17 protein-coding genes are annotated in these 15,675 nt (G+C 68.4%); 7 read left to right on the plus strand and 10 right to left on the minus strand.

The window, feature by feature from the left end; all coding sequences use genetic code 11:
- Positions 1–12: 12 nt before the first annotated feature.
- Genes ACR4XW_RS06080 through ACR4XW_RS06095 form a run of 4 tightly spaced genes read right to left on the minus strand, consistent with a single transcriptional unit; the run spans position 13 to position 3,327 of the window.
- Positions 13–867, minus strand: coding sequence for a PfkB family carbohydrate kinase (locus tag ACR4XW_RS06080; RefSeq protein WP_434759639.1), 855 nt, complete (start codon positions 865–867; stop codon positions 13–15).
- A gap of 4 nt (positions 868–871) precedes the next feature.
- The gene (locus ACR4XW_RS06085) at positions 872–1,693 is read right to left on the minus strand and encodes an oxidoreductase (RefSeq protein ID WP_434759640.1); all 822 of its coding nucleotides are present in this window, start codon (positions 1,691–1,693) and stop codon (positions 872–874) included.
- A gap of 56 nt (positions 1,694–1,749) precedes the next feature.
- Positions 1,750–2,958 (minus strand): cutinase family protein, encoded by a 1,209-nt coding sequence (locus ACR4XW_RS06090; RefSeq protein WP_434759641.1) that lies wholly within the window; start codon positions 2,956–2,958, stop codon positions 1,750–1,752.
- A 48-nt stretch (positions 2,959–3,006) separates the two neighbouring features.
- Positions 3,007–3,327, minus strand: coding sequence for a hypothetical protein (locus tag ACR4XW_RS06095; RefSeq protein WP_434759642.1), 321 nt, complete (start codon positions 3,325–3,327; stop codon positions 3,007–3,009).
- A gap of 84 nt (positions 3,328–3,411) precedes the next feature.
- Here ACR4XW_RS06095 and ACR4XW_RS06100 point away from each other — a divergent pair, with 84 nt between their 5' ends.
- Positions 3,412–3,849: a MarR family winged helix-turn-helix transcriptional regulator gene (locus tag ACR4XW_RS06100; protein ID WP_434759643.1), complete on the plus strand. Its 438-nt coding sequence runs from the start codon at positions 3,412–3,414 to the stop codon at positions 3,847–3,849.
- Positions 3,850–3,871: 22 nt separating this feature from the next.
- Entirely contained in the window at positions 3,872–4,774 is a 903-nt protein-coding gene (locus ACR4XW_RS06105) for an RNase H family protein (protein WP_434759644.1), read from the plus strand.
- Here the strand turns inward: ACR4XW_RS06105 and ACR4XW_RS06110 are convergent.
- From ACR4XW_RS06110 to ACR4XW_RS06130, 5 genes are all read right to left on the minus strand, one after another.
- Positions 4,771–5,373: a TetR/AcrR family transcriptional regulator gene (locus ACR4XW_RS06110; protein ID WP_434759645.1), complete on the minus strand. Its 603-nt coding sequence runs from the start codon at positions 5,371–5,373 to the stop codon at positions 4,771–4,773. The genes ACR4XW_RS06105 and ACR4XW_RS06110 overlap by 4 nt on opposite strands.
- A gap of 6 nt (positions 5,374–5,379) precedes the next feature.
- A complete protein-coding gene (locus ACR4XW_RS06115) occupies positions 5,380–6,651 on the minus strand; it encodes an alkyl sulfatase dimerization domain-containing protein (protein WP_434759646.1) in 1,272 nt (423 codons plus the stop codon).
- Positions 6,648–7,901, minus strand: coding sequence for a sulfotransferase family protein (locus ACR4XW_RS06120; protein ID WP_434759647.1), 1,254 nt, complete (start codon positions 7,899–7,901; stop codon positions 6,648–6,650). The genes ACR4XW_RS06115 and ACR4XW_RS06120 overlap by 4 nt, the downstream gene beginning before the upstream one ends.
- A gap of 4 nt (positions 7,902–7,905) precedes the next feature.
- The gene (locus ACR4XW_RS06125) at positions 7,906–8,676 is read right to left on the minus strand and encodes an SDR family NAD(P)-dependent oxidoreductase (protein WP_434759648.1); all 771 of its coding nucleotides are present in this window, start codon (positions 8,674–8,676) and stop codon (positions 7,906–7,908) included.
- Positions 8,677–9,156: 480 nt separating this feature from the next.
- The gene (locus ACR4XW_RS06130; protein WP_434759649.1) at positions 9,157–10,398 is read right to left on the minus strand and encodes an MFS transporter; all 1,242 of its coding nucleotides are present in this window, start codon (positions 10,396–10,398) and stop codon (positions 9,157–9,159) included.
- Between the two features lie 107 nt (positions 10,399–10,505).
- Between ACR4XW_RS06130 and ACR4XW_RS06135 the strand changes: the two genes are divergently transcribed.
- Genes ACR4XW_RS06135 through ACR4XW_RS06150 form a run of 4 tightly spaced genes read left to right on the plus strand, consistent with a single transcriptional unit; the run spans position 10,506 to position 13,978 of the window.
- Entirely contained in the window at positions 10,506–11,378 is an 873-nt protein-coding gene (locus ACR4XW_RS06135) for an ABC transporter ATP-binding protein (RefSeq protein ID WP_434759650.1), read from the plus strand.
- 19 nt (positions 11,379–11,397) lie between these two features.
- The gene (locus ACR4XW_RS06140; protein WP_434759651.1) at positions 11,398–12,192 is read left to right on the plus strand and encodes an ABC transporter permease; all 795 of its coding nucleotides are present in this window, start codon (positions 11,398–11,400) and stop codon (positions 12,190–12,192) included.
- A 23-nt stretch (positions 12,193–12,215) separates the two neighbouring features.
- Positions 12,216–13,361 (plus strand): sensor histidine kinase, encoded by a 1,146-nt coding sequence (locus ACR4XW_RS06145; RefSeq protein WP_434759652.1) that lies wholly within the window; start codon positions 12,216–12,218, stop codon positions 13,359–13,361.
- The gene (locus tag ACR4XW_RS06150) at positions 13,358–13,978 is read left to right on the plus strand and encodes a response regulator transcription factor (RefSeq protein WP_434759653.1); all 621 of its coding nucleotides are present in this window, start codon (positions 13,358–13,360) and stop codon (positions 13,976–13,978) included. The genes ACR4XW_RS06145 and ACR4XW_RS06150 overlap by 4 nt, the downstream gene beginning before the upstream one ends.
- Positions 13,979–14,008: 30 nt before the next feature.
- Here ACR4XW_RS06150 and ACR4XW_RS06155 read toward each other — a convergent pair whose 3' ends face one another.
- Positions 14,009–14,581, minus strand: a complete 573-nt coding sequence (locus ACR4XW_RS06155) for a TetR/AcrR family transcriptional regulator (protein ID WP_434759654.1) — start codon at positions 14,579–14,581, stop codon at positions 14,009–14,011.
- A gap of 83 nt (positions 14,582–14,664) precedes the next feature.
- Here ACR4XW_RS06155 and ACR4XW_RS06160 point away from each other — a divergent pair, with 83 nt between their 5' ends.
- Positions 14,665–15,600 (plus strand): aldo/keto reductase, encoded by a 936-nt coding sequence (locus ACR4XW_RS06160; protein WP_434759655.1) that lies wholly within the window; start codon positions 14,665–14,667, stop codon positions 15,598–15,600.
- Positions 15,601–15,675 lie beyond the last annotated feature (75 nt).

Genomic DNA, 15,675 nt, shown 5'->3' on the forward strand with positions numbered 1-15,675 from the left:
CGGCACCTCGGCTCACCCCAGCAGGGTCAACCACTCCCGTGGCCCAACCCGGGTGACCCGCTTGGCCGCGACCTCCACACCGAAGGCAAGCCGTTCGGGGTCGGAGCCCTCGGCGTAACACCAGGCACCGTGCAGGGCATCCCCGGCGCCGAGGGTGTCGACCGCGGTCACCTCCGGCACCGGCACTTCGCCGGAATCATCCGTCCGCCACCAGCGCACCGGGCCGGCACCGTGGGTGATCGCCACCATGCGCAGCCCCAGTTGCAGCCCGTGCGCGGCCGTGTCGGCGGCCTCGGGGTGGTCGGGAAAGCGGAAGCCGGTGGAGCAGATCGCGACATCGGCCAGTGGCATCAGGTTGGCGAAGACCGGCTTCCACCGTCCGGCGTCGATGGTCACCTCCACTTCGGCGCGGCGGGCGAGTTCGGCGGCTCCGACGGCCAGGTCGGGGTGGTGGCCGTCCAGCAGCAGGGTGTCGGCCCCGTCCAGCAGCTCGGCCAAGCCGTCGGGTACCGCGGCCCGGTGGGCGGCGGCGTCCCGGGAGACCACGGCCCGCTCCCCGGTGCCCTCCTGGACGGTGATCGCCGAGACGGCCAGATCCAGGTCGAGATCGGGGGTGGCATCGACCACCCGCACCCCGTGGTCGGCCAGTTCGGCCGCGACGAGTCGGGCCAGGTGCCCCCGTCCCAGGGCGGTGACCAGGGTGGCCTCGCCGCCCAGGGCGGCATGGGTGACCGCGGCATTGGTGGCCGGCCCGCCCGCGGCCCAGCCCTGCCAGGAGGCGGTGACCTTCTCGTCGGCACCGGGCCGATGACTCACCCGGTGAATCACGTCCAAGGTCGCCAGCCCGACGAACACTCCCCGACGCATCGGCCTAGCGGCTGGTGGCCAGCCGGGTGATCGCATCCACCAGCCGGTCGGGGGCGATCCGGCGGAAGTTCATCACCGTCGCGGCGACAACCCCCACCGGGTAGCGGGGCTTCGGCTTCGGCGCGGTGAGCGACTTCACGATGGTGGCGGCCACGGTGTCGGGGCTGACGGTGAACGGCGGCTTCACCATCGCGTTCAGTACCTTCTCCACGCTGCGGGCCTGCTCGGCATAGGCGGTGCCGGCGGAGCGTTCGATCAGCGAGGCATGCGCGATCTCGGTCCATTCGGTTTCCACCGGGCCGGGCTCGACCATCACCACGTCGATCCCGAAAGGCTTCAGTTCGATCCGCAGGCAGTCCGACAGCAGCTCCAGGCCGGCCTTGGTGGAGTGGTACCAGCCGGCCAGGGGTTGATAGATCTCGGCGGCGATCGAGGTGATGTTGATGATCCGGCCGCGACCCTGTTGCCGCATCGACGGGGTCACCAACTGGATCAGCCGGGCCGCCCCGAAGACGTTCACCTCGTACTGGCGGCGCGCCTCGTCCAGCGGCACGTCCTCGACCGCCCCGTAGGAGCCGTAGCCGGCATTGTTGACCAGGGCATCGATGCGGCCCTGTTCGGCCAGGATGCGTTCCACCCCGGCGGTCATCGAGGCATCATCGGTGACGTCCATCGCGAAGGTGTGCACGCCGAGGGCGGCCAGTTCCGCGAGCCGGTCGGTGCGCCGGGCGACGCCGTACACCTCCCACCCGAGCGCGTTCAGGCGGCGGCACGTGAGTTCACCGAAACCGGACGAGGCTCCGGTGACCAGGGCGACAGGGGACACGGCACTCTCCTTGGACGACGATGTCGTCCACCCTACAAAGCTCAGGCACTCCGTTCTCAAGCACTCAGTTCGCTACGACCGGGGCGCTGATCGTCGTCCTCGTCCTCGGTGAGCAGATGCCAGTCGGTGTCTTCCAGTTGGTGTCGGCGGCGGCGCAGCACCGACGCGGCCCCGGCGGCCAACAACAACCCACCCCCGGCGATCGCGCCGATCGCTTCGACCGGCATCCGGGTGGCCGCATCGGCTTCCGGCCGGGTCGTCCCGTCCGGTTTCTCGGGCAGGTTGGCCAGCAGGTCCCCGATCAGGATCTCGGCGGATTCGGCGATGATCCGCTCGTCGTAACCCTGATGAATCGGCCGGGCCCGGTCGGTTTCGACGGTGATCGTGGACGCACCGAGCATCACCCGGGCCAGCGGCGAGCCGGCGTCACAGATGATGTCGCCGGCATTGCACACCGACACCACCCGGTGTTTCAGCGCTTCGGGAATCTCCATCCGGTGGTACCGCGCCACCCGGTGCATCCGGGTCATCGCCACATCACCCTCGCTCATCGCCAGGGTGGTGCGAATCACCGCCCGCAACCCGATCTTGTCCTCGTCATCGCGCGCCACCTGCGCGGTTTCGCGCAGATAGTGCACCGCGGCCACCAGCCCGACCGCGGTATCGGGCCCGTTGCCGAACTCGGTGACCTGCTGGGACGGGTAGTGCAGCGGGTTGCCGAACAGCAGGGCACCGGCCAACTGGGGTGCCTCCCCGCGTTCGGCGAGGGTCTCGGTGATCACCTGGGCGCCCTGGGAGAACCCGGCCAGCACCCATCGTTCGCCCGGGCACCGGGCGGCCGCATCGTCCAGCACGCGGTGCAGTTCGGCCCGTCCGGCATCGACCGAACGCTGGTAGTCGTTGTCGGGCATCTCCTCGCTGAACATCAGCTTCTCCACCCCGATGTCGGTCAGGGTGTAGGGCGAGGCCGCCGGAAAATCCAGCGCAATCTCGCGCACCCGGGACCTGGGCCGGTCGCCGTCGACCTGGGAGGTCCGATCGACCAGCACCTGGCGAATGCGTTCGACAGTCGGGCCGTAGGGCCACTCCTCGCCCGAGCCGCGCACCCCGATGAACAACACATCGCCGCACTCACCACCGGCGCTGCGGGCGGGCTGATCGGGCCAGGTCAGACCGGTGTCGGCGGCTGCGGGCACAGCAGTGGGGCCGGCGACCAGGGTCACGGCCGCCAGCCCCACCAGAGCTGCTCGCACTACCGAATGCACGACATCAAGTGAAGCCCACCGCACCAAGTCGGTGCCACTTCGAGCGGGTCAGGCGTACAGGAAAGGAGTCAGCACACCGGCTACGGCGAGCTGCAACACCAGGGCGACCGGCACCGGCCACCAGCCGTAGGCCTTGCACAGGGCCGAGTTCACGGTGCCCACCACGGTGCCGAAGGTACCGAGCGTCATGATCAGCCACAGGTAGACGACCGAGTCGCCGAAGAACATGGCGCCCACCAGAGCCGGCAGGCTCATCACGAAGGTCGAGGGCACCAGCACCACCAAGGCGATCGTCAGGGTCGCCCACCAGGGCAGGCCGCCCACCCCGTGGGGCGAAGTGGTGACGCGATCACGGTCTTGGGCAGTCATACCCACAACGACGTCGGGGCCCCCGGTCTGGTTCCCACTCGCTTCGTCGGTCACACTGGGACCACCGCATTTCGAGGAGGAATCATGCTGGATGAGCAGGGCCGGCCGATCGGCTATTGGTTGAAACTGGTCGATCACCTGCTGGATGCCGCCTTTCTGGAGACCCTCGGAGAATCCGGTTTGTCGCGGCGGCACTGGCAGATTCTGAACCTGATCGGCAGCGGTTCACGCACGGTCGAGGAGACCGACATCGCCCTGGCCCCCTTCCTGGGGGTGCGGGGTGCCAGCGCCCCCTTCCTGGACGATCTGGAGCGCATCGGCTGGATCAGCGTGACCGAACAGCAGGTGTCGATGACCCCGGACGGCACGGCCGCCTCCGCCGAGATCCGCGCCAGCGTCGACCGGCAACGCGAGCGCGTCGCCCGCGGCATCAGTGACCAGGACTGGCAGACCACGATGAGCACGCTGCAGGCGATGGCGGCGAACCTGGGCTGGACGGGCAGGGAATCACCGGCGTCCTGAACACCCCTTAGGGTTGGCTCTCATGAGTACCGGACCTTTGGTGGCGGCCGCGGACGGCTCGGCGTTGGGCAATCCCGGCCCGGCCGGTTGGGCGTGGTACATCGACGACGACTGCTGGGCCGCCGGGGGCTGGGCGCACGGCACCAACAACATGGGCGAGTTGATGGCGGTGCTGGATCTGCTGCGCCAGACCGCCCATCAGCCCGAGCGGGAGCTGCGGGTGCTGTGCGATTCGCAGTACGCGATCAACGTGATCAGCAAGTGGACGCCGGGCTGGAAACGCAAGGGCTGGAAGAAGGCCGACGGTAAGCCGGTGCAGAACGTCGAGCTGGTCAAGGCCCTGGACGAGGCGATGGCCGGACGCGCGGTGACCTTCGAGTGGGTCAAGGGCCACGCCGGGCACCGGATGAACGAGGCCGCCGACCTGCGCGCCCGTACTGCCGCGGAGGCCTACCGAGACGGCCGTGACCCCAACCCCGGCCCGGGATTCCCCGGCGGGGTGGCCGGAGTGCCCGCCCCCCAGGAGTTGCCTGGCTCGGTCGAGACCGAACCCGACCTGCTCTCACTGCTGGACGAGGCGACCGATCTGGGCGATCGCGATGCGGTGATCGGCCTGGAAGAGGATCTGTTGTCGGACGAGGTACGCGCCGACCCGGCCCGGGTCGCCGAACTGTTGCATCCCGATTGGCAGGAGATCGGGGCCTCGGGACGGGTGTGGAGCCGCGCCGAGATGCTGTCGGTGATCGCACCCCTGGACGATGTGCCGCAGCTCGATCCGGTGTCGCTGCACTGGTTGAGCGACGACATCGTGGTGCTGGTGTGGCGCGCGGTCGCCGCCTCGGGGCAGACCCTGCGCTCGTCGGTCTGGCAACGTCAGGGCGGCCGGTGGCGGCAGCGCTTCCACCAGGGCACCCCGGAGACCTAGACCCGAATCCCCTTGGCGAGCGCGCGGGCGGTGAAACGCACCAGCTCGTCGGTGTCGTGTTTCTCCGACCAGCCGACGCTGAGGGACTCGGCCAACCCCATCAGGCTCACCCAGACGTGCCGGATGGCCATCGGGGACGAATCGATCTGCCAGCCCTGGGCTTCGGCCGACCGGCGCAGACCTTCCTCCAGACACGCAAACTGTTCCTGGGTGGATTGGTGCAGCGCCGCCAGCGCTGAGGTGAGCGGACGGTCGCGGTCGACGAAGGGCACCGCCATCCGTCCGATCAACACCCACTGGTCGAGAATCGCCGGAGCCACCGTCACCAGGAACTCCTCCACGCTGTCGGCATGGGTGGTGCGCAGCACCTCGCTGAGTTCGATCTGGCTGTTGTGCAACAGGGTCGCGAAAACGTCCCGCTTGTCGGCGAAATACCGGTAGATCAGCCCCGCACTCATCCCCGAACGCCGGGCGATCGCACGCATCGTGAGGTGTTCGTAGCCACCTTCGGCGAGCAGTTCCGAGGCCGCCGCCAAAATGGCCTTGGCGCGTTCCTCCGGGTCGCCGAAGGCTTCGGCGCGGGGTGCTGCACTCGTCACGGGGGTCTAGGCCTCCTCCGCCTCCAACTGTCCGATGCGGTACTTCAGCCACCCAGAGTGCCAGAAATTGTCGGCGGTGATGGGGTCTTCCAACAACGCCCGGTGGGTCTTCAGCAACAGTTCCCGCGCCCCGGCATGGTCGGGGTCGGCGGCCAGGACGGCTTCGGCCAGGGCAGTGGCCTGTTCGGCGCGGCCGGCGTCGAACTCGGCGGCGGCCTTGGTCAGCACCTGCTCGGCCCCGGCCAGCTCGACCAGTGCGGCCTGGGTGGCTTCGGGCTCGATCGGGTACAGCGAGGTGGTCGAGCGCTGGTGGAACCAGCCCAGGTAGCTCTCGAAGATCGTCTTCACACCCCACGACACCCGGCCGTAGCCCTGCCCGACGTACAGCTCCTCGGGCAGCGTGACCTCGCGCATCAGGGTCTCGACGTCCTTGCCGGCGTTGATCCCGTCCAGGGTCGCCTGATGGATGTGCGAGACCGCCTCGTACTGGCGTCGGTAGACCGCGTCGATCAGTTCCTCACCGTGGATCGGCTCGCCGCGTCCGGTCAGGACGGTTTCGGGGCGCAGGTCGCGGATCCGGCGGATGGTCTCCAGGTAGGGCAACACGAAACGGTGCTTCTGGCCGCGGATGGTGTTGATGTTCGGGAAGTGGCCGAACAGCGGGCCGAGCAGGTTGCTCACCACCAGCAGTCGGCGTTGCGGGAACCACACCATCGCCCCGTCGGTGGTCTCCCCCACGCCGTGGTGCAGTTCCATCTCGACCCCGCCGACCCGCAGGGTCATCGTGTCGCGGAACATCACGTCGGGGGTCGGCCGGTCCTGTACCGGGGGCTCGTCACCGTAGGTGGCCGACAGCTTCTTCATGTGCTCGGCCGAGGGGGTGAACCAGGTGGGCGCCCACTGCCGCATCCGTCCGAACACCCGCTTGTCGTCGTCCTGGGCGGCGGGGTTGTTCTCGTGGGCGACGTATCGGGTGCCGGGTTCGCGGAAGGTCGCGACCCCACCGACGTGGTCGGTGTGCCCCTGGGTGGTGATGATGTAGCGGGTCGGGGCGTCCGAGATCTTGTCGAAGACGTGCTTGTGGAAGGGTGCCTCGTAGCCCAGGCCGGTGTTGATGATCACCCGTCCGTTGTCGGTGGCCAGCAGGTAGGCCGCGGTGTTGCCCGGGGACATGTACAGGCCCTCGGAGACCTCGATCGGCTCGTCGAGGTACTCGGGGGTCAGCAGTTCCTTGGTGCGGGCATCGATCGCGGCCCGGATGTCGGCTTCGGTGATCACGTGACTTCCTCCTGCACGTCGAAGGCTTCGAGGTAATGGCGGTAGCGGGCCCGCAGGTCGGCGGGTTCGACGTGGAAGTCGCCCCGCAGGTCGTAGACGACCTGGCCGTGCTTACCGCGCGGGTGGGTGTCGAGGTAGTGCCGGATCTCGGCTTGGGCCTGTTCGGTGAACTCCAGACCGATGCGGCGGTAGATCTCCTCGACGGTGCCCCAGTCGTCGTCCATCAACGCGCCGAAGTGGACGTCGATCCGCTTCTCGGGCGGGATCGTGGTCAGGTCGCGGGTGCCGGCGGTGAGCAGCCGGTCGACCCGGTCGGCCCAGTATTCGAAGAGGGCGTCGATGTCGACCTTCTTGAACTGCATCCGGGCGCCGTAACCGTTCATGGTGACCGCCGACTGCACCACCGAGACCGGGTCACGGTGGGTCATCACCACCGTGGCGTCGGGATAGGTGTCCATCAACGGGCCGAGCAGTTCCAGGTGCTGGGGGCATTTGAGCACCCAGCGTTCCGGGCCGCGCTGCCACTGCAACACCTTCAACATCAGCTTGGTGAACTCGTAGTGCGGACGCTGGTCGTGACTGAGCTGGTAGTCGCGCCAGGTCGGGTGCAGGCTGGTCAGCCACTCGAAGTTGTAGCTCGCGAAGTCGATGCTGGTGAGCTCGAGTTCTTCGTGGATGTGGTCGGGGTTCATCGGGTGCATCGCCGCCACCAGGGGGCTGCGGGCCTGCAGGTGCTCCCAGCGTTTGGCGCTGCGCAGGTAGCGCGGGTCGACCCCGTCCACCGGCTCTTCGCCGGGTACCGGCACCGGCTCCTGGGATTCCCACAGTTGCAGCGAGCGGAAGCGGCTGTCGGCGGCCAGCAGGTTCACCAGGTGGGTGGTGCCCGAGCGCGGCAGTCCGACGACGATCACCGGGGCGGTGATCTGCACATCGTGAATCTCCGGATGCCGCTTCAGCAGGTCCATCACCTTCAGCCGGTTGGCCGCGTAGTTGACGCAGTTGCCGAACAGTGAGGCGCGGGAGACCGCGGTGCGGTTCGGGTCGCCGTCCACCCCGGCCAGAATCACCGCGAGCCGCTCGGTGAAGTCCATCGGGCCGAAGTCGTCCAGCCCGGTCTGCTCCCGGGCTGCGGCGAGCACCGCGTCCACGCTGAGTTCGACCGGCTTCTGCTGGAGATGCGCCTCCATGGCCTTCTGTTCCTCGGTGAGGACGGGATCGCGCAGGTCGTCGATGCGAATCCGGTTGCTCATCGCCTCAGCCCTGCACGCTGAAGCCGCCGTCGACCAGCAGCGTCTGGCCGGTGACGAACTTGGCGGCCGAGCTGGCCAGGAAGAGCACCACGCCGCTCAGGTCGTCGGGGGCTCCGACCCGGCCGAGCGGGGTGCGGTCCACGGTCGGTTCGCTCATCCCCCGGGTGATCATCGGGCGGGTCATGTTGGTCTCGACCAGGCCGGGGGCCACCGCGTTGGCGCGCACCCCGTCGGCACCCCAGGTGACCGCCATGGTCTTGGTGAGCTGCACGATCGCGGCCTTGGTCGCCCCGTAGGCGGGGGTGACGCTGATCGCGAAGTAGGAGGTCATCGAGCCGGTGTTGATCACATTGCCGCCGCCGGGCAGGTCACTGGCTTTGAGCAGCGGCAGTACCGCGTTGGTCAGGCGGAACACGCTGGACAGGTTGATCTGCAGGATCCGGTCGAAGTTCTCCGGCTCCCACTCGTTCTCGCGGGCGAGGTTCTGTCCGGCGTTGTTGACCAGCACGTCGAGGGCGTCGAGACCGGCCGCCAGCGCGTCGATCTGGTCGTTGTCGGACATGTCGCACTGCGCATAACGGAAGGCCGACAGGTCGTGGTCGTATTCGTCGGCGGACGCCTTGCGTCCGGTGATGGTCACCGTGGCGCCGGCATCGGCGAAGGCTCGGGCAATTTCGAGTCCGATTCCGTTACTACCGCCGGTCACCAGCACCTGTCGCCCGGTGAAGTCGTAGGCAACAGTGGGACGCAGGTCAGGGTTGGCTGCTTCGCTCATGCTCTACAGCCTCACCACAAAGTGAACGCCGTTCAGCATCGTTCCCGGTGAGCGGAAACAAGGTGCGAGCGCCTGCGGCACCCAAACCTCCAGCTCACCTCGGCCCGGGCCTGCGTCGCGCAACCTCACACCAAAACCCCACCACTGCTGCTGCAAACCGCCTGATCTTGGCCCGCCGTCACCGCATACAGCTTTGCTGCCAAGAATCGGGCCAGTTGCAGCAGCCGGGCCACAGCAGAGTTCGGCAGCAGGAGCCGGGGTCAGGATTTCCGGGTCACGGATTCGAGCGGGCCCGCACGGGTGAATCCGGAATTCACCCCCGGCTCCGAGCCCGACTCCGGGTACCAAAACCCCCAACTCACCTCGCCAATTTGCGGCTGTCAGCCCGAATCCGGGGTGTGAGTTGGGGATTTGGGTACCCGAGTGGCTGGTTTGCGCGCCCGCCACTGCGACAAACCTCCGGCTCGGCGGCCCGCCGTCTCAGTTTCGGGTTCGCGGACGGGTGCGCAGGGCCAGGAAGCCCAGGACGGTGGCCGGTATCAACAGCACCATCGCCACCAGGTTCAGCCCGGCATACCCCAGCAGGGCCAGCAAAGGTCCGCCGATCACCGCCGCGGCAGCGCCGGCGTAACTCATCAGCGCGTCGGTGGCGCCCTGCAGCGGCACCCGCACCTCACCGGAATCGACGCCGGCGAACAATGCCGACGACGCGATCAGGGCCATCGACCAGCCCAGCCCGAGGGTGATCAGGGCGATCGTGGTCAGGGTCATGTTGCCGGTGGGGCCGGCCACAGCACCGAGAATCAGGGACAGTGCCAGGGTGGCCAGGGCCGCGAAGGCGACCGGCATCGCACCCCAGCGGTCGGCGAGCAGACCGAACACCGGGCTGAGTGCGTACATGCCCAGGATGTGCAGGCTGATCACCAGGCCCACCAGTTTCAGGCCGTGGCCGTGGTGCTCGATGTGCAGTGGGGTCATCGACATCACCCCGACCATCACCGCATGCGCGATCGCGATCAGCAACAGCGCGAAGCGGGCCACCCGGTGCCGCAGGGCCCAGCCGAGCGCGGCCCAGGCCGGTACCGGACGGGACGGGCCGCCCCGGCCGTGGTGGTGGTGGTCGGCGGTCGGCTGCTCCTCGACCGGGGGCAGCGGCAGCAGGGTGCGAATCACCAACGCCGCCGCACCGAAGGCGACCAGCGAGAACAGGTACGGTCCGGCCAACTCCGGCACCCCGACGCGGTCACCGAGGCGGGCCCCGACGGTGGACAGGTTCGGGCCGAGTACCGAACCGATCGTGGTGCCCCACACCACCAGGGACAGGGTGCGTCCGCGCTTTTCGGGTTCGGCCAGGTCGGCGGCGGCATAACGGGTCTGCAATCCGGTGGCGGTGGCCACCCCGAACAGCACCAGCCCCAGCAACAGCGGAATCAACGCCTGGGCCAGGGCCGAGAAGATCACCACGATCGCGCCGATGACCGCGATCAGGTAGCCGCCGGTCAGGGCGGTGCGGCGGCTGTGGGTGGCGGCGACCCGGGCCAGGGGTACCGCGGCGATCGCACTGCCCAGCACGCTGACCGCCTGACCCACCCCGGCCAGTGCGGTGCCGCCGACGCTGGCGACCAGCAGGGCACCGACCGCGATACCGGAGGCGACGCCGATGCCGCCGAGCACATTGCCGGCCATCAGCACCGCCACCGGGCGCGCGGAAGAACTTGTCATGAGCCGACAGCCTAGAGCGTTCGCCGCCGCGGTCATGACAGTTGTCAGCGCCGATTGGTGACGTTGCGGGATACCGCGGCATACCGCCGAAGTTCGAAACTGGACTTATGAACGACACCCCTGCGATTTCCATCACCGGATTCACCAAGCGCTTCGGCGACCTGGTGGCCGTCGACGACCTCGATCTGCACGTCCCGGCGGGCCAGATCCTGGCCCTGCTCGGCCCCAATGGGGCGGGCAAGTCGACCACCACCGAAGCGGTGATCGGCCTCACCGGGGTTGAGAGCGGCCGGATCGAGGTCTTCGGCAGTTCGCCGATCGCCGCGGTGCGCAGCGGCGACACCGGCGCGATGTTGCAGAACGGCACCCTGCTGGCCGAAACCTCGGTGCGCAATCTGCTGCGCCTGATGCACGGCTTGCACCGCCACCCATTGCCGATGGACGAGGTGATCGAACGGGCCGAGTTGGGGCCGATCCTGCGCTCCGGTGTGGGCAAGCTGTCCGGCGGCCAGGCCCAGCGGCTCCGCTTCGCCCTGGCGATCATGTCCGACCCGCGGCTGTTGATCCTCGACGAGCCGACCGTGGGCATGGACGTCGACGCCCGCCGCCGGTTCTGGGCCACGATGGACGATCTCGCCGACGGCGGCCGCACCATCATGTTCGCCACCCATTACCTCGAGGAGGCCGACGACTTCGCCGACCGGATCGTGGTGATGAACGCCGGACGAGTGGTGGCCGACGGCACCGGGGACGAGATCAAGTCGATCGTGGGTGGCCGCCACATCCGCTTCCACGGGCCCGCCCGGAACTGGGACGAGCTGCCCGGCGTGGTCTCGGTCGCCGCCGAGAACGGTGGCTGGGTGCTGAACTGCTCCGATTCCGATGCCGCCCTGCGGGCCCTGCTCACCGACCCGGAGGTCCGTGACGTCGACATCACCTCCCCCAGCCTCGAAGACGCTTTCGTCGAACTGGTCGCCTGACCACCGAAAGGACCACCCCATGTCTGCCATGGACACCGCCATCACCCGCCCCGAGGCACCCCGCCGCGGCACCAACCCGTTCGCGCACTACATCGTCCAGAGCCTGCTGCAAACCCTGCGGGATTGGACCTTCATCGCCTTCGTGGTGGCGATGCCCACCACGATGTACCTGTTCTTCTCCGGCATCTACGGCGACCAGGAGGCCGCCGGCGGGGTCAGCGTGGCCGCGGCGATGATGATCACGATGGCCACCTACGGCGGACTCGGCGCGGCGATGAGCGCGGGCAACCAGATCCAAGTCGAACGCAGCAGTGGTTGGTTCCGCCAGTTGATGCTCACCTCCCTGACCCCCACCCAATTCCTGATCGGCAAGATCACCACCGCGGTCGGGGTGGTGGTGCCGGCGATCGGCATCGTCTACCTGGCCGGTGCCCTGCGCGGGGTGCGGCTGGACGCCCAGGTGTGGGCGTCGTCCCTGGTGCTGATCGTGGTCACCCTGTTGCCGATGGTGTTGCTGGGTCTGGTGCTCGGCCTGTGGCTGAAGCCGGCCGCGGCCGGGGCGGCCACCACCTTGACCATGCTCGCCCTGTCGATGCTCGGAGGGCTGTGGTTCCCGCTGGACATGATGCCGTCCACGATGCAGTTCATCGGCAAGCTGTTGCCGACCCACTGGGCCGGGCAGATCGGCCTGTGGCCGGTGCTGGGTGGCGACTTCCCCTGGCGCGGGGTGCTCGTGATCGGCATCTGGCTGCTGGGGCTGCTGTTGATCGCGACGCTGGGATACCGTCAGGCAGTGCGCACCTCGCGCCGCTGACCCTGCTGCCGAAGAACGTGATCGTGATCCAGACCGACACCACCGCCCCGGCCTTCAACCCCGACGCCGTCGGGCTGCCGTGGTGGCGCCGGGCACTGGCCCAGGGAGCCGGCTACATCCTGCCGAGTTCGCTGTTCGTGTTCGTCCCGATGCTGTTCGCCCAGGACTACACCCCGCTCACCTGGACGCTGATGTTCCTGTGTGCGGGGGCGATCCTGGTGTTCTATCTGGGGTCACCCCTGGTGGCACATTGGCCGGAGACCCGGCGCTGGCTGTGGCTGCTCGGACTGTGCTTGACCATCATGTCGATGGGCTTTATCGACCCGCACTCGCGGTTCTACTACTTCGCACCCTTCGTCACGTCGATATCCGCCTACCTGATCACCTGGCGGCATGCCCGGATGGTGATCATCGCCACCTCGTCGATGACGGTGGGACTGTCGGTGCTGCGGATGGACATGTTCGGCGTGGTGATGGCCCTGATGGCGATCACACTGGGCTGGGGGTTGGGCTCGGGGCTGGAATCCGAACGGGTGAAACGGGCCCTGGCCCTGGCCGAGGAACGTACCGCGGTGTTGGCGGTGGCGGCCGAACGCGAACGGATCGGACGCGATCTGCACGACATCCTGGGTCACTCGCTCACCACGATCGCGGTGAAGGCCGACCTGGCCTCCCGACTGGTCGGTCGCTCCGACGAGGACGCCCGCAGCGAGATCGAGCAGGTCGCCGAGGTCGCCCGGCAGGCCTTGGCGGACGTGCGGTCGACCGCCTCGGGCATGCACGAGGTGCGATTGGCCAGCGAGATCGCCTCGGCCCGCTCGGTGCTGCAGGCTGCCGGCATCGAATGCCGGGTACCGTCCGCGCTGCCGGTGCTGGACGACGTTCGCTCGGAGGCCTTCGGTTATGTGGTGCGCGAAGGGGTGACCAATGTGGTGCGGCACTCCGGCGCCGCGACCTGCACCATCGAGGTGGCCGACGACTGCGTGGCGGTGATTGATGACGGACACGGCTTCGCAAGGACCAAACGCCGCACGGGATTGCGCGGGCTGACCGAGCGCATCGAACAGGCCGGTGGCACCCTTGAGGTGGATTCGGGTTCGGGTGGCACCACCATCCGGGCGGTGCTGCACGACAATGTCGAGGCCGGTTGGGCGGAGGTGACGGCATGATCCGGGTGGTGATCGCCGACGACCAGGGGCTGATCCGGTCGGCGCTGGCCACGACGCTGGACCTGGAGGACGACCTGACGGTGGTCGGCCGCGCCGCGACCTGCGCCGAGGTGGTGCGGGTCTGCGCCGAAACCCAACCCGATGTGGTGTTGCTGGACGTGCAGATGCCCGACGGCGGTCTCGACGCCGAGGACGGGATCGACGCGATTCCGGCCCTGTTGCAGGCCGCCCCCGAAGCGCGGGTGATCGTGGTGACCACCTTCGGTCGTCCCGGCTATCTGCAACGTTCGATGGCGAACGGGGCGGTCGGTTTTCTGGTCAAGGACGCTCCGGTGGAGCGGTTGATCCAAGGCATCCGCGGGGTCGCCACGGGGATGCACGTGGTCGATCCGGAACTGGCGGTGGCTTCCCTGTCGATCGGGTCGAGCCCGTTGTCGGAGCGCGAGGCGCTGGTGTTGGCGGCCTCGGCCGGTGGGGCCTCCACCGAGCAGATCGCCGCCCGGGTGCACCTGTCGGAGGGCACCGTCCGCAACTATTTGAGCGCCGCGATCGGCAAACTCGGTGCCCGCAACCGGGCCGAGGCCCTGCGCACCGCCACCGACAACGGCTGGGTCTGAGGTCCTTATCCGGGGTCTCATCCGGTCTTTTCAGGCGGACGTGCGGGGGAAGAGTCTCTGCACCGCGGTCTCGATTGCCGCGCGCCGGGCAGCCAGGAAGGCGTCCCGCTGCTTCTTCGCGGTGAAGGTGCCGGCCTGTCCTGCCCAAGCGGTCGCGAGCTGGCTGACGAAGACCAACACATCCCACGGATCCCAATCCTGGTTGAGGACGCCGGCTTCCTGGGCGGCGCGGATCTGTTCGACCTTGCCGGTGATCAACGCCCGGTAGGGGTCGTCCGGATCCTGGGTGGCGGTCGGTTCGAGTTCACCCCAGCGCATCAATCGCAGCCGCTCGGGATGGGCAACCAGATGATCGTGCACCCGCACCGCGTAGCCGGGCAGGTCGGCGGCGTCCAGGGGCACGGCTTCACCCATCGCGGCGAGTTCCCGGGCGACGACGAAGCGGTAGAGCTCACCCTTGCCGCGGAAGTAGGCGTACACCCGTTCCTTGCTGGTGCGGGCGGTGTCGGCGATCCGTTCCACCCGGGCACCGGCGATGCCGTGCTCGGCGAACTCCGCGGTCGCTGCGGCGACGATGCGGTCGCGAGTGGGTTCGGTGGCCATGACCGAAGGATACGGGGGTTCCGTCCGGGCCCGGGAACAACTAGAGTCAAACCAAACCGTTTGGTATGACTCAGGAGATGATCATGGAACAGCGCACCCTCGGCCAAGGACTCGTGGTGAGCGCCATCGGCTACGGCTCGATGGGCACCGCGGTCGGCTACGGCCCGGCCGACGACAGCGAGTCGATCGCCGCGATCCGCAAGGCCCACGAACTCGGTGTGACCCACTTCGACACCGCCGAGATGTACGGCTGGGGCACGGGCGAGAAACTGCTCGGCACGGCTCTGGCGCCGATTCGGGACGAAGTGACGATCGCGACCAAGTTCGGCTTCACCCCGTCCTTCGCCCCCGATTCGCGGCCCGAGCACATTCGCGAGGTGGTCGAGGCGAGCCTGCGCAACCTCGGCACCGATCACATCGACCTGCTGTACCAGCACGTGCACGACCCGCAGGTGCCGGTCGAAGAGGTGGTCGGGGTGATGGCCGAGTTCGTCACCGCGGGCAAGGTGCGCCACCTCGGCCTGTCGAACACCGGCCCCGAGCAGATCCGCAAGGCCCATGCGGTGCACCCGATCTCGGTGCTGCAGGCGGAGTATTCGATCTTCGCCCGCGAGACCGAGTCTTTCTGGCGGGTGCTGGACGAGCTCGACATCGGGCTGGTGGCCTACTCACCGCTGGCGCGCGGCTTCTTGTCGGGTGCGGTGCGTCCGCGCAGTGAGTACGGGGCCGATGATTTCCGCCAACACATCGGCTGGTGGGCCCCGGAGAACTTCGACGCCAACCTCGAGATCGTCGCCGGGCTCACCGGTCTCGCCGCCGAGAAGGGCGCTTCCCTGGCCCAGGTGGCGCTGGCCTGGCTGCTCGCCCAACGCCCCGACATCGTCCCGATTCCGGGCTCGCGCAACCCCGACCGAGTCGCCCAGAACGTCGCGGCGGCAGCGGTGCAGCTCACCGCCGAGGATCTGCAGCGGATCGCCGAGATCGCTCCGGACGGCGGGGTGGGCAGCCGGGCCTGGTGAGCCGGCCGTCCCGGTGGGTCGCCGAAGAGGTCGCTGTGCGTACCGGCGTGACCATAATGGCCGTGCCGGGACGCA

This window comes from Pseudenemella bisphenolivorans, assembly GCF_051133435.1.
Lineage (GTDB): Bacteria > Actinomycetota > Actinomycetes > Propionibacteriales > Propionibacteriaceae > JAAYAO01.

What these genes read in the sequence shown, in the direction of transcription:
- ACR4XW_RS06080 (WP_434759639.1), bottom strand. Translation starts at nt 867, where the DNA reads ATGCGTCGGGGAGTGTTCGTCGGGCTGGCGACCTTGGACGTGATTCAC.
- ACR4XW_RS06095 (WP_434759642.1), bottom strand. Translation starts at nt 3,327, where the DNA reads ATGACTGCCCAAGACCGTGATCGCGTCACCACTTCGCCCCACGGGGTG.
- ACR4XW_RS06100 (WP_434759643.1), top strand. Translation starts at nt 3,412, where the DNA reads ATGCTGGATGAGCAGGGCCGGCCGATCGGCTATTGGTTGAAACTGGTC.
- ACR4XW_RS06105 (WP_434759644.1), top strand. Translation starts at nt 3,872, where the DNA reads ATGAGTACCGGACCTTTGGTGGCGGCCGCGGACGGCTCGGCGTTGGGC.
- ACR4XW_RS06120 (WP_434759647.1), bottom strand. Translation starts at nt 7,901, where the DNA reads ATGAGCAACCGGATTCGCATCGACGACCTGCGCGATCCCGTCCTCACC.
- ACR4XW_RS06125 (WP_434759648.1), bottom strand. Translation starts at nt 8,676, where the DNA reads ATGAGCGAAGCAGCCAACCCTGACCTGCGTCCCACTGTTGCCTACGAC.
- ACR4XW_RS06130 (WP_434759649.1), bottom strand. Translation starts at nt 10,398, where the DNA reads ATGACAAGTTCTTCCGCGCGCCCGGTGGCGGTGCTGATGGCCGGCAAT.
- ACR4XW_RS06135 (WP_434759650.1), top strand. Translation starts at nt 10,506, where the DNA reads ATGAACGACACCCCTGCGATTTCCATCACCGGATTCACCAAGCGCTTC.
- ACR4XW_RS06140 (WP_434759651.1), top strand. Translation starts at nt 11,398, where the DNA reads ATGTCTGCCATGGACACCGCCATCACCCGCCCCGAGGCACCCCGCCGC.
- ACR4XW_RS06150 (WP_434759653.1), top strand. Translation starts at nt 13,358, where the DNA reads ATGATCCGGGTGGTGATCGCCGACGACCAGGGGCTGATCCGGTCGGCG.
- ACR4XW_RS06155 (WP_434759654.1), bottom strand. Translation starts at nt 14,581, where the DNA reads ATGGCCACCGAACCCACTCGCGACCGCATCGTCGCCGCAGCGACCGCG.
- ACR4XW_RS06160 (WP_434759655.1), top strand. Translation starts at nt 14,665, where the DNA reads ATGGAACAGCGCACCCTCGGCCAAGGACTCGTGGTGAGCGCCATCGGC.